We start from the raw sequence: 13,184 nt of genomic DNA, 5'->3' as shown, positions 1-13,184 counted from the left end.
ACCCCGTGTGGGAACCGGTTTTTCTGAATGATTCAGCAATGCATAGCGGGTGAATAGAGTGCATATTTGGGAATTGTTGAGCGGGTTTCCCCTTATTGAATCGGGTATTTCTTCTGGGCTTTTGAAGACTTTCTTACGACCAGAAGGTTGAGCCAACCACCCTCCTCTCCCCCACCCTTGGAAACACTGAGGCGCAGCTCTTTCATTTTCCAAGTCATAAATATGATTGAAATCACTTAGCTCAACATGCACGCAACCCTCTCACGGAACAGTTGCCTCCATCAAACAGCTCCTCACTAACAGGGTGTAGCCGCAATACTTTACAGTGATTGATATCTTGAGTGATCCATAGACTCACAGAGATTACTAAGGTGTATTTTCGTACATTTTGAGTTCAAAATAGTCTAAAATGAATCGTGCAACACATCAATGATGATTCGATAGTATTACCTACCCTCTCACCGGGGTGTGAACATAGCAGTCTCAACGATGAGTTCACCGCGTATCCGTTCGCTCCACCAGCAGCATGTACGCGCCCGAGGTCACTTCCGGATTTGGGCTGAAACCGCGGCATTTGCCCGAAGTTTTATCCCCTTTCACGGCCTCACCCAACACGCCATACAACCACGCGCCCGCCGCCGGGTGCCCCGAGCCCGCCTCGGCATAATTCAAGGAGTTCACCGATGCTCTCACCCTCTTCGAGCACCCGTTCCGCCGCTTCCCGTCTAATGAACCGCCGCGCCCTACTGCTCGGTGGCGCGGTTTCCCTCATGGCCGGTTGCGCCTCCGATATTCGCCCGTTGAGCGAAGAAGCAAAAGCGAAGGTCGGCTCCCCCACCCCTTCCGCGAGCGCGACCGCTTCTGCGTCTAGTTCGCCGTCTGCTTCACAGTCTGCTTCGGCGACCGCATCAGCAAGCGCTAAGAGCAGCTCGTCCAGCGCGGCACGCGTACCCGTATCTGAGGATGCACTCGTTGAGGGTTGGGAAAAGTACCCCGGCCCTCTGAAACTGACCGGCGAATACATGGGCGAGTACCAGTCCGCAACGGATTCTTCCCCTGCGAAGAACGTACCTAAGCCCCTCAAGACCGTTCCGCACCGTGAAGAACCGACCTTCCAGGGCGCCTACGAGACGTTGCGTGCCTACTACAGTGCTCAGATCACTGCACTCAAGGATGGCCACTATGCAGATCAGGCGATTGAGCTGACCTACCCGGCAGACAAGAGCGCCATCGACGAGGTTAAAGCAGTCAAGGAACTGTATGAGCAGAACGGCTGGTACATGGACTTCACGTGCAGCATTTCCATGCGGAATACGGAGCCTCGAACCGCTCTGAAGAACGGTGACGGCTACGTAGAAATCATGATGGACGCCAAGTATTCTGCCACCGCCATCCATCAGCCGGACGGCACCGAACGCAAGATACCGGCGATTACTCAGGTGGCTATTCCGCACGTGATGCTCTACACCGAGGGTAAGTGGTGGCGAATCGGCAACGATTATCTGAACGAGCGTCTGAATGGCGGCAAGGGCTCTTCCGACTCTTCTGGCTCCGGAGGTTCCAGTTCTGCCGGTTCTAGCGGTTCTTCGTCCTCGGGTCGCGGCTCCACTAAGGTCTAAATCCGCAGGGGTCTAATACCCTAGTCGAGAGCAGCCCGTCTCATCAATTCCATATGCACTAGCCCAAAGTCGAGGAGGCGCACCCCCCTGCACCTCACCGACTTTGGGTTATTGTGCCTTAAAGACAATGTCCAGGGTTTTTTGACGAAGTTTTAAAACCAGTCTTCTATAGTAAGAAGTGGATACTTCGTATCGCCGCAGTTCACGCTCCGGCACACCTGTATCCCGGTACCCCCCCCTGTACCGCGCACCATACAAAAACGATGAGGCGGATCCTTTCGTACGCATCACAGCGTTGTGAAGCGAGCTACCTCGATCAACCACTTTCAGGAGATACCATGTCCTTCCGGCCGAGTGCACACACCAGCTTCTCTGCTAACGACCGAAACGGATTGACCCGCCGCACCGTTCTTTTTGGCGGTCTGACCGCCGGTGCTTTGACTCTAGCAGGATGCGCCTTCAACAAGGATATTCGCCCCACCGGTAGCGGCGACACTTTCTCCGGCTCCCCGAGCGCCTCCGCCTCCCCCTCTGCGTCGGCTTCGCCTTCTGAGTCTGTCTCGGCTTCGGCATCCGCTTCGTCTTCGTCCTCGTCAAGCCGTAGTAGCGCGAAGATTATTCCGTCCGACGAGTTCTTGAAGGACTATAAGAAGTACATTGGCGACGTCAAGTACGAGTACAAGCCCGCCATTGCGCACTATGTTGAGCCGACCGACACCTCCCCCGCGAAGAACGTTCCGATCCCGGTCATTGATACGGTGGCTCAGCGTACCGTCAGTCTCGAGGGCGCCTACAAGACTCTGGCTGCTTACCAGAGCGCGTACATTGCCGCGATGTACAACGGCGACCTGCAGTACCTCAAGGGTCTGGTCCACGGCGCTGACAGCGGTCTGGTCAACAATCTGAAGGCTATTGCTAAGCTCTACGCTGCGGGTGGTTGGACTAAGGACTACGAGAGTAAGCTGAGCATCCGTGACGATCTCGATGCGAAGGCTCTTGCCTCTTCCGATTTGGCTGTTGTGGCGTTCCCCTGCCGGGATGTTGTCAAGGAGTACACCATCTACCAGAAGGGCACGGGTGAGCCTCAGAAGGCAAGCACCCTGGATGTCGTGATTTACGTGGTGTACGCCGAGGGCAAGTGGCGCGTGACCAGCCGCGAGTACTTTGTGTCGGAGTACAGCGACCGATTCCGCAAGGTCTTTGAGGGCCCCTCCTCATCGGCTTCGGCAAGCAAGTCCAGCGGTGGCGGCTCCGGCAGCTCCGGTGGCTCTAGCTCCGGTAGCAGTAGCGATTTCAAGGTCTAGGCTCTGAGATTCTAAGCTCCAAGATTAGGATTTGAGCGCAGCGCCCCTGATGAAAGCGGGGCGGGTATCAACTGATACCCGCCCCGCTTTCGTATGTTTTTGTGCCGCGGCGTTCCGGCGCAGCAATATAACCCGGCACAGCAACAGCCCCGCTCCTCGGCAACTAGGAAAACCAAGGATGCGGGGCTGTGCAATACTATCTAGCGCACCGCCTCTAGGAGGTGGAACGCTCACGCAGACGCTCGTGAACCTCGCTCACAAAGCGGTTCTGATCATCGCGAGCATAATGCACGACCTCACCGATGACGGTAATAGCCGGCGCCCTAACCGATGCGCAATCTGCCTGAGCGTTCTCAAGGGTCGTGACAGTCACGCGCTCCTTCTCAGAGAAACCGTTCTCAATGGTTGCCAGCGGCGTGTCAGCCTCAATCCCACGAGAGAGCAGAGACGCCACCGTATCGGGCAGGGTACGAACGCCCATCAGCAGCACCACGGTGCCCTGGGCGCGCAGGGTCGCCTCAACCGCCGACACTTCGGTCTCCGACAGGCCGGAGTGACCAGAAATGACGGTGAAAATCGAGGATACCTTACGCAGGGTCACCGGAATCGCCGCACGCGCAGGGACCGCGATGGCGCTGGTAATGCCGGGGATAACCTCAGCCTCCAGGCCTGCGGCGATGCACGCATCCAGCTCTTCAGCACCGCGACCGTACACGTACGGGTCGCCACCCTTCAAACGCACCACGGTCTTACCCGAAAGCGCGTAATCAATCATGAGCTGCTGAATGCGGGACTGCGGAACAGCGTGCTTACCGGGAACCTTGCCCACATCAACAATGAGGGCGTTCGGCGCGTACTCACCGTACTCCTGCGGGGCGAGGTGATCCAGAAGAACCACGTCCGCCTCACTCAGGGCACGTGCCGCACGCAGGGTCAGCAGGTCAGCGGCACCGGGGCCGCCACCCACAATGTAGACCTTGCCGGGGTTCTCAGCAGGCTCGCCGGGCAGAAGGATGCCGCGTTCCGTCACGCTATCGTCCAGGGTGTGCCCGGGCGCCCCGCCCGCGAGGATTTCGTCAATAGTGGCGAACTCGCGGGGCGGGAACGGAGGAATCTTCGGGCACATACTACGCTGCCGGGACCGGGTTGAGGTCACTGGGCTTGCCCACGGGAATCTTGGCACCGGTCAGCAGGACGGTGTTGGACTCGCCAGCTTCTGCCGCCGCAATTTCCTCGGGGGTTGCGGGGCGAATCTGCTCGCGCTCCAGCACGTACAGGTGCGAACCCTCGTCGCTGCCGTTGGGCTCGTTGATGAAGGCACGGAAGCGGCGCAGGCGGCGCTCGTCGCGCAGGGTTGCCGCCCACTCGTCCTCGTAGGAGTCAACGTGACGCTGCATGTCGCGCTCCAGGTCCTCGCACACGCCCAGGGAGTCCTCAATGAGGACGGACTGCAGGTGTGCCAGACCGTCGCCGTGCTCCTCATCCAGATCCTCGAGCCAGCGAGCGGTACGCTGCAGCTTGTCTGCGGTACGGATGTAGTACATCAGGTAGCGGTCAATGTAGCGGATGATGTCCTCGCTGGAGGCGTCCTTGACGAAGAGGCGACCGTGAGCGGGGTTCGCACCACCGTTACCACCCAAGTACAGGTTCCAGCCGTTGGTGGTTGCAATCAGACCAACGTCCTTGCCCTGTGCCTCAGCACATTCACGGTTACAACCGGAAACACCGAACTTGAACTTGTGCGGGGAACGCAGACCGCGGTAACGGTTCTCGAGCTTGACTGCCATACCGGTCGAGTCCTGAACACCGAAGCGGCACCAGGTCGAACCCATGCAGGACTTCACGTTACGCAGGGACTTACCGTATGCCTGACCGGATTCGAAGCCAGCATCCACCAGACGCTCCCAAATGTAGGGCAGCTGCTCCAGGCGAGCACCGAACATACCGATACGCTGTGCACCGGTGATCTTCACGTACAGACCGAACTCTTCAGCGACCTCTGCGATGACACCCAGCTTCTTAGCGGGAATCTCACCTGCGGGAATACGCGGAACGACGGAGTAGGTACCGTTCTTCTGCATGTTCGCCAGCGCACGGTCGTTGGTCTCCTGAATACCACCGCGGCCTGCGTCCAGGACGTAGGAGTTGCGGAAGGAGGAGAGAATCGACGCAACGGTCGGCTTACAGATAGCACAGCCGTCGCCACCGCGACCGAAGCGTGCCAGCACGGAGTCGAAGTCGTCCAGGCTGGTCAGGCGCACAGCCTCAGCCAGCTCAGCACGGGAGAAGTCGAAGTGCTCACACAGTGCCTTGGAGACGGTCAGACCCATCTTCTTCATCTGCTGTTCCAAAGTCTTCTGCAGCATCGGAACACAGGAACCACACTGGGTACCCGCGGTGGTGCAGGACTTCAGGGACGCAACATCGTGGTTGCCGTCAACGATTGCCTCGCGGACAGCACCGAAGCTGATGTTGTTGCAGGAACACAGGATTGCGTCGTCGGGCAGTTCGGTGTCGGGGATGCCGTCGCCGCCGCCAGCTGCGGTCAGGTAAACGTTCGGCTCAGCGGGCAGCTCGCGGCCAAGCAGGGGCTTGAGGGAGTCGAAGGGAGCGGTGTCACCGACGAACACGCCACCGAGCAGGGTCTTTGCGTCGCCGCTGGTCACGATCTTCTGGTACATGCCGCGTGCGGGGTCTGCGAACAGAACCTCGAGGCAACCCTCGGTGGTGCCGCGGCGGTCACCGAAGCCAGCGACCTGAACGCCAGAGAACTTCAGCTTGGTTGCGATGTCGAACTCTTCAACCTGAGCTTCTTCGTTGTCGTTGAGCAGGTTAGCTGCAACAGCGTCAGCCATAGCGTTAGCCGGTGCGACCAGACCCCAGGTGCGGCCCAGCACGCAGGCGACCTCACCGATAGCCCAAATGTGCTCGTCGGAGGAGTGGCATGCGTCGTTGACGAGAATACCGCCGCGCTCGCCCAGTGCCAGGTCGGCGTCGCGTGCCAGCTCGTCGTTGGGGCGAATACCGGCACCGAAGACCACCATGTCGGCGGGCAGGGTGCGGATTTCTGCATCCTCAGAGGGAGAATCTGCGATGGAGACGGAGACGACGTTGCCGTCAGCATCCTTGTTGATGCCGGAGATGTACACGCCGGTCTCAATCTCAATGCCGGTTGCCTTAATCTGGGCGTTCACGGCGTAACCGCCACCCTGGTCAACCTCAACGGAGAGCAGCCAGGGTGCCACGTCCAGAATGGTGGGCTCTGCGCCCAGGTCCTTCAGACCCTCAGCTGCTTCGAGGCCGAGCAGACCGCCACCGACGACGATACCGCGGGGTGCGCGGCCCAGGGTGGACTGCAGACGGTTGACCTCGGAGACCATGTTCTTCACGTCGTCAATGGTGCGGAAGACGTGTGCGGCATCCGAGTTAAGAATGGGGATACGAACCGCGCGAGAACCGGTCGCGAAGACCAGCACGTCGTAGGGGTACTCGTTGCCCTCGGTGTCGGTGACGACGCGGCGGGTGCGGTCAAGCTTCTCTGCGTGGCAGTTGTTGACCAGGTTGATGTTCTCTGCATTCCACAGTTCGGGGTCACCGAGGGTCAGGTCCTTCTCGGTGTCCTTGAAAATCTTCTCGATAGCAACGCGGTCGTAGGGGATGTAGGGCTCATCGTTGAGGACGGTGATGGTGTCCGCTGCGCGACCGGCAGCTTCAGCGCCTTCGTGGTACGCGCGTACAAAACGCCACGCAGCGGGGCCTGCGCCGACAACGAGAATGTTGCGGGGGGTGTGCGACATGGATTTTCCTTCCTAGTTGTAATGCAGGTAGTTCATGGCACTTATCTACCCTCAGTGTGCGGCTGGATCGTGCCCGGTATTGGAACTCCTAGTTTCCGTACCGTTGGGCTCGTACCTGATGCGTACCGAGTAGTTGGAGCGCCCGCTTCTTTAGAATGCATCTGAAAATTACGAAACATTTTTGTGTGGGATTATGTTGTTTTCTTCAGGCAGTCAAAAGGCGTTTTAAACTACGACTTTTATCGTACACTCTAGCGCGGGGTCGCAGCATCGAAAATCCGTATTTTTTGGGAAAATTTTCCAAAAAATCCGCGGAATACCGGGCTGGAATAGGGTATTCTTACCTTATCTAAACCTAATTTAGGTAAGGCTAATCTATGAAATTTGAGAGCATCTTTTAGGGTAAAAATAACCTTTAGCACCCTCCGCGCGCCCCATTTCCAAATGTGGGTTTCATAAGGTAAACTCCAAACAAAGAACACACGAACCGCTATTGTGTCCTGCACCCCGCGCGGCGCAGACCACCACTTCGAAAGGAAACCCCCATGGCTGAGAACTGGGTACGCATCTGCGCCGAATCTGACCTCGAAGAAAACTGGGGCGAAGTCGCCCTGGTCGACGGCTACCAGTACGCCATCTACAAGACCAAGCACGGCATCTACGCTAGCGACCACCTCGACCCGCACAGCCAGGCACTGGTCCTCGCACGCGGCATCGTCGGTGAGAAGAACGGCAACCCCACCATCACCTCCCCCCTCTACAAGGAGGTCTACGACCTGACCACCGGTGAGTGCGTCTCCGACCCCTCCTACTCCATCAAGGTCTACCCCGTAGAGGTCCGCGACGGCGACGTCTACCTCAAGACTGCCTAAGCACTCAGCTACTTCAGCTACATACAAAAAACCTCGGGAGAATCACCTCCCGAGGTTTTTTGTATGGATTTTCAGAAGCCCCTCATCAGGTGAGTGAACAGCGAGCGCACTAGCCTGATTTTAAGTCATCTAGGCGGCATCCAGCTGGGCAATAGCGGCATCCATGCGGTCAATAAAGCACTCCGCCACCACGGCAGCAGAAGCACCACCCTGCGCGTTCACCAGCGGCGCGGCAACCTTCACCGGCACACCGGTCGACTCAGCATCACGGCGCATCTTACCGGAGAAGAAACCATCCGCCAGCAGGTAAGTCGCGGCAAACTTAGGCTGATGTTCGGCAACGACCTCGTGGAACTTTGGATCGATAGCGGCAATAAAGCCGTGATGTACCGGAGCGTTCAGCTCGTCAGCCAGCAGCTCAGCGGCACGCTCCATATCGGCACGACCATCGGCGCGGGAAGAACCAGCGGCACCCTGCACCACAGGGCCGTCGCCGGGAGTCCAACCAGCCTCTTCCAGGCGGGCGCGGGTCAGAGCGGCAAGACGTGCATCCGGTCCCAGAGACTCGCCAATACTAATACGCTCAATACCGCTATTGCGTGCGGCACGACGCAAATCCACCTGAGTGTGGAAGCCGGTCGACAGCAGAATCGGCACGATCACGCAGGGCTCATCATTGGGCAGAGAGGCTGCGGCATCATCAACGCTGGGAGATTCCACATCCACATATGCGGCGTGGACACGGTACTCCACACCGTCATTACGCTGGGCAAGCAGGAACTTGATCTGCTCACGAATCAGCGTGATAGCTTCACGACCGGCGACCGAGTCAGTGCCGTGCGAAGTTGCGATTACATTCAGAATAGTCATATTTCCATTGTATGAAAGGAACACCCCGCTCCCCCACTCATGAACACGAGTGGCGAAGCGGGGTGTTGCACGAAGGCTAAATTTTAGCTCTTGCGGCGGCGAGCCACGACCAGTGCGGTACCCGCAGCCAGGGTGATAGCACCAGCTGCTGCGGCGAACATAGCGCCGGATGCGCCGGTCTGTGCCAGCTTGGAGGAGGAGCTACCGGAGGTCGAGGAACCACCTGCGGAAGAACCACCGTTAGAGGAACCGCCATTGGAGCCGCTCACACCCAAGTTGTCGGAGGCACCGGAACCAGCATCAGAACCGCCGTTGGAGCCACCCTTGTGGCCGGCTGCGTTCTGGTCTGCAGTGCTGCTCTCAGAAGCGGAAGCGCTCGCGGATGCAGACTCGCTTGCGGACATACTCGAAGAAGCAGACGCACTAGCCGATGCAGTCACCGATGCGCTGCTGGAGCTGCTTGCGGAGCTCGACGCGCTCACAGACGCGCTCGAAGAAGCAGACGCGCTAGCGGACGCCGATGCAGACGCGCTCACCGAGGGGGTCACGGCGGGAACGCTCGGAACTGCGGTCGGGGAAGCGCTCACCGATGCGCTCGGGGTTGCAGAAGCACTCGGGGCTACAGAAGGTGCCACGGATGCGGTCGGCAGAGACGGCGAGGTGGGCTCCTCCGAAGGCACTGCGGTGGGTTCTGCAGTCTTGGTGGGCTCAGCAGTCGGTTCTGCAGTCTTGGTGGGCTCAGCCGTTACCGAAGGCTCCACAGTGGGTTCTGCAGTTGCCGAGGGCTCTGCGGTCGCAGTGGGCTCAGCAGAAGGCGCGACGGTCGGTGCAACAGTCGGCTCAGCGGTGGGAGCAACAGTCGGCGCGACGGTAGGCTCAGCAGAGGGTGCCTCGGTGGGCGCGACAGTCGGCTCAGCAGGCTTAGTGGGCTCAACGCTCGGCTCTGCAGTAGGAGCAACGGTCGGCTCGGGTGCCTTAGTCGGCTCAGCAGTCGGTGCCACGGTCGGAGCTACGGTGGGAGCAACGGTAGGCTCAGCAGACTTAGTGGGCTCGGGAGCCGGGGTCGGTGCCGAGTTCGCTGCCAGGCGGTTCAGCCACAGCTGATCCTCGTAGGTGTTCGGGTTCTCGAAGCTGGTCGGGTAGATAATATCGCCGTTGGGCAGTTCGAGAGCGTTGTAGCCGCCGCTCTTGTCGGTCTTGCGCATCGAGGAGAGCACCACCTCGTTCACCTTGTTCAGGGTCTCATCCATGAACACCAGGCGGGAGCCGGATGCGTCCACCACAACCACGTTACCCGCGCGGGTCAGGAACATGGTGGCAACCTCGGTCTTCTCGAAGCCCTCAAGAGTTGCGGACTCGCGGACCACGCTGAAAGTGCCGTTCTCGTACTTGAGGATCTGCACCTTACCGCCGTACCAGTTGTTCCAACGGTAAATGTAGCCCTTGGGGCTGACCAGGGTCGAGGGCAGGGCGGTGTCGTAGCCTGCGGGTGAAGAGTTCGGCACCAGGGACACGCCGTTGCTGCTCATGTGCAGCAGGTGACCCTTCTGAACCACCTTTTCGCCGGCCGCATCGTAGATGGAAGTCGACGGCGCGTACACGAAGCTGCCGTCGGGCAGCGGTGCGAGGGTCACGGTGTTGTTGGAGAACGAGTCGCCGTAGTACTCGTCGAGCGAGTAGGCGTTCACAACCTGCGGGTCGATAGAGTCGGGCTTCGGCAGAGCCTGCGAGGTTGCCTTGCCGGATGCGTCAATGATGGTGAGCTTGCCGCCGCCCTGGCCGTCAATGCTGACGATACCCCAGGTGTTGTTGGCGGGGTTGTAGCCGATTGCCTTGACGGTGGTGGTGCCGAGGTCTGCGTTGGAGTAGGTGCCGGAGGAGACGAGCTTACCTTCAGCGGTTACGGTGTACAGCTCGGGCTTGTTGGTCTCGCTGTTGATGACGAGCATGCGGTTGCCGTCAGCATCCACCGCGAAAACGCCCTTGTTGGCCTTCAGTACGCCGGTGTCGGTCATCTTCAGGTTGGAGCTGGTCAGCACGGTGTAGGTGGTGTCGCCGCCGAAGCTCGGGGGTGCCACGTGCACGATGTGGTTCTGGCCCAGACGTGCGGTGTTCTGGGGCAGGTTCACGCCCGCACCGGTGTTGTAAGACTCAGCGACGCTGTAGGCGCTCTTGGGGGTGCTAGCTGCGCTGCCGGTGTAGGAGATGCTCAGCGGGTCGAGGCTGGCGCCTTCGTTGTAGAAGTCGGAGAAGGCGTGGTTACCGTCGGCGGTCAGGTTCGCGGAGATGCCGCTGATGCTGACCACGCCATCCTTCTCGCTCTGCTTGGCGGTGCCGGTGCTCAGGGTCGCCATCTTGACTTCCATGGGGCCCTCGAACTTGCCGGAGGCGTAGTTCTTGGTGCGCACGGTCATGTAGAGGGAGCCGGTGCCGTCAGCGAGGTTCAGTTCCACGCGGGGGTTGGAGAAGGTGAGGTTCAGGGCGCAGCCGGTTTCGGGGTCCTGACCTTCGGCGCAGTGGCCGGTGAACCAGAGGCGACCGGCAGCCTGCAGGGTGACCTGCTTACCGTCTTCAGAGACGGTGGTGGAGGTCGGGGTGAAGGTGAACTGCTTTGCAGTTGCGTCCCAGGCTGCGCCGTCGGTCATTTCGCGGGGCATACCGTTGTAGGACAGGAAGGAGGCGCGCACGCCCCAGCCGAAGGACGCGCCTGCAGTTGCCTGGTCGCCTGCAGCGACGTTCTGTGCGGCAACGTTCTGGGCAGCGATATTAATGTTCTCGGCGAGAACGGGTGCCAGGGGCAGGGCGACAGCGCCAGCGACAGCGAGGGCGCAGGCTCCCTTGGAGAGGCGGGGGCCAGATGTGAAAATCTTCATTGGTGTGTATCCATACTATCGACACTGTTAGGACAGGCTTACTATATCGATAGCGTGAGTATTTCTCAACATCAGGTTCCAAGAAACCGTTTTGTGACAAACCACCCCACAGCACACCGACAGAGCAATACCCCCTCAACAGGCACCAGGGGCCGCCACTACCCCAACCCCTACGCGACTAATCCTTCTTCGAAGCGTGCATACGTGACATACCCAAAGCACCCAGAATCAGACCGCCACCCAGGGTCACCAAAATCGGCAGAAGCGGCGAGCTCTTATCCATGGTGCGGGTAATCTGCGCCTCCGTTGCCTTCACACCATTCGGCGATCCAGAATCAGTACGAACCTGAGAGGAAGAACCGTTCAGAATCGCGGCACGGCGAGACTGAGCCGCCGAATCGGTACCCGAAGGTAGGTTAGAATCGGGGGTCGCGACCCGAACAGGCTGCGCCTCCTCAGTGCGGTACCCCAGAGCCGAGGAAGACTCGGTAGCGGAACCACCCGAGGGGCGCGGAATAGAAATCGTGGCGTCATTAGTACCCGGAGCCATGGCGGTATCAGCCTGAATACCGCGGGTCCTAGACTTAGAACCCGCAGCGGGTGCCTTCGCGCCGGATGCGTTCGCAGTCTCAGAGGCAGTCGAAGGAGAGGCGGAAGAAGCCGCAACCGGCTTCCCCTCACTCTTAGACGAAGGACCGGACGACGACCCGCCATTCTCAGAGGATGCCTGAGTCACCGTAAAACGCACCGTATTGAGCTGAAGGTTACCGTCACCGGCAGCATCAAAAGCCGCCACCAGGTACGTCTTACCAATCTGTAGGGACGCACCGGGCACACCAATCACCGCTTCGAAAGCGCCCGCAGAAATCGATTCCGGACTAACGTGCACAATGGCGAGCGCGTCACCCACAGTGTTGCCGTTGGAGTCGATTTCCATGACGATCAGGTCGTAACCCTTGTCATTCTGGGGGAAGTTCGTGGCACGGACCGTAACAGGCTTCGTATCATCCCGAGAGTCACCCTGCGAGTCCTGAATGGACAGGTACGCCTTGCCCTTGCGCTGATTCATCGGGTCATACACGCTATTGTCTTCGGAGATAACGTACTGGCCAGAATCCTTGTTCTGCGGGTTGTCTACGGTACGGCGGACCGTGTCAGTAGCGGTAGGCGAAGGCAGGCTCACTGCCCCGGGGCTGGGGGTGGCAGTCTCTTCGGGGGCTCCTCCCTCTTCACGCTCAATATCGACCGGCGGCTGGGTGGGCTTTACCTTACCGTTGCGCGGGTCAGCAGCCTGGACCAGGCGGTTCCCCTGCTCGGTCACAAAAAATTCGTAGGAGGCGCCGTGGACCGTATCCTCCAGAACGATCACGTACACGACGTTCGAGTCCGTTGCCGGGCTCATCAGGAGGTTCAGCTCCCCTTCCTTGGTTCCTTCAGAGAGGGCCGGGTTCTCCAGGACGGAGCCACCGTACTCACCGGAAGGGGTGTAAAAGTTCACGTCAACTAGAACGCTGGAGGCCTCCAAATCTTCGGGGAAGCCTGTCCAGCGTAGCAGGTAACCATCATCCTTGAGCTGCGCCTTCATGGTGATTGTGGAGGCGGCACCCTGAACCTCCGGGTTCTGTTCAGTTTGATTCGGGGTCGCGTCCAGGGTCGTAGTTTTTTGCACGGCAGAGTGCGTCGTGACGGGCGCTTCCGTTGCGACAGAGGGTACAACAAGCCCGCACTGAAGCCCCGCAACCAAAATGGTTGCGGTGACAATACGGTGCTTCGCTGAATAAATACTCATGCAATGCGTCTTTTCATGGTGGAAATGTGCGTGCTACTGCCCGTTCCTCATGTGCCGCGC

General features: G+C 59.4%; 8 protein-coding genes. 3 read left to right on the top strand and 5 right to left on the bottom strand.

The genetic code is table 11. The annotated features are described in order from the left end of the window. The first annotated feature begins 683 nt into the window (after nt 1-683). Entirely contained in the window at nt 684-1,619 is a 936-nt protein-coding gene (locus HMPREF2836_RS03505) for a DUF6318 family protein (RefSeq protein WP_070629465.1), read from the top strand. Between the two features lie 338 nt (nt 1,620-1,957). Next, nucleotides 1,958-2,923 carry a DUF6318 family protein gene (locus tag HMPREF2836_RS03500; RefSeq protein ID WP_070629464.1) on the top strand — a complete coding sequence of 322 codons (966 nt, stop codon included), beginning with the start codon at nt 1,958-1,960 and terminating at the stop codon, nt 2,921-2,923. 214 nt (nt 2,924-3,137) lie between these two features. On the opposite strand, the gene cobA is transcribed toward HMPREF2836_RS03500, so the two are convergent. Then, nucleotides 3,138-4,049 carry a uroporphyrinogen-III C-methyltransferase gene (gene cobA / locus HMPREF2836_RS03495; RefSeq protein ID WP_070629463.1) on the bottom strand — a complete coding sequence of 304 codons (912 nt, stop codon included), beginning with the start codon at nt 4,047-4,049 and terminating at the stop codon, nt 3,138-3,140. Between the two features lies 1 nt (nt 4,050). Beyond that, the gene (nirB, locus tag HMPREF2836_RS03490) at nt 4,051-6,720 is read right to left on the bottom strand and encodes a nitrite reductase large subunit NirB (RefSeq protein WP_070629462.1); all 2,670 of its coding nucleotides are present in this window, start codon (nt 6,718-6,720) and stop codon (nt 4,051-4,053) included. A 545-nt stretch (nt 6,721-7,265) separates the two neighbouring features. Here nirB and nirD point away from each other — a divergent pair. Further along, complete coding sequence (gene nirD, locus HMPREF2836_RS03485) at nt 7,266-7,592, top strand: nitrite reductase small subunit NirD (RefSeq protein ID WP_070615873.1); 327 nt, start codon at nt 7,266-7,268, stop codon at nt 7,590-7,592. Between the two features lie 129 nt (nt 7,593-7,721). On the opposite strand, the gene HMPREF2836_RS03480 is transcribed toward nirD, so the two are convergent. The 3 genes from HMPREF2836_RS03480 to HMPREF2836_RS03470 all read right to left on the bottom strand — a co-directional run bounded on the left by HMPREF2836_RS03480 (nt 7,722) and on the right by HMPREF2836_RS03470 (nt 13,004). Further along, nucleotides 7,722-8,462 (bottom strand): sirohydrochlorin chelatase, encoded by a 741-nt coding sequence (locus HMPREF2836_RS03480; RefSeq protein WP_246822811.1) that lies wholly within the window; start codon nt 8,460-8,462, stop codon nt 7,722-7,724. 83 nt (nt 8,463-8,545) lie between these two features. Continuing rightward, on the bottom strand, nt 8,546-11,335 hold the full coding sequence (locus tag HMPREF2836_RS03475) for an HtaA domain-containing protein (protein ID WP_070629461.1): 2,790 nt from the start codon (nt 11,333-11,335) through the stop codon (nt 8,546-8,548). A gap of 178 nt (nt 11,336-11,513) precedes the next feature. Continuing rightward, nucleotides 11,514-13,004, bottom strand: a complete 1,491-nt coding sequence (locus tag HMPREF2836_RS03470) for an enoyl-CoA hydratase (protein ID WP_246822810.1) — start codon at nt 13,002-13,004, stop codon at nt 11,514-11,516. Nucleotides 13,005-13,184 lie beyond the last annotated feature (180 nt).

The organism is Rothia sp. HMSC065C12 (assembly GCF_001812085.1).
GTDB classification, from domain to species: Bacteria; Actinomycetota; Actinomycetes; order Actinomycetales; family Micrococcaceae; genus Rothia; species Rothia mucilaginosa.
This window is presented reverse-complemented; position numbering and strand designations above follow the sequence as displayed.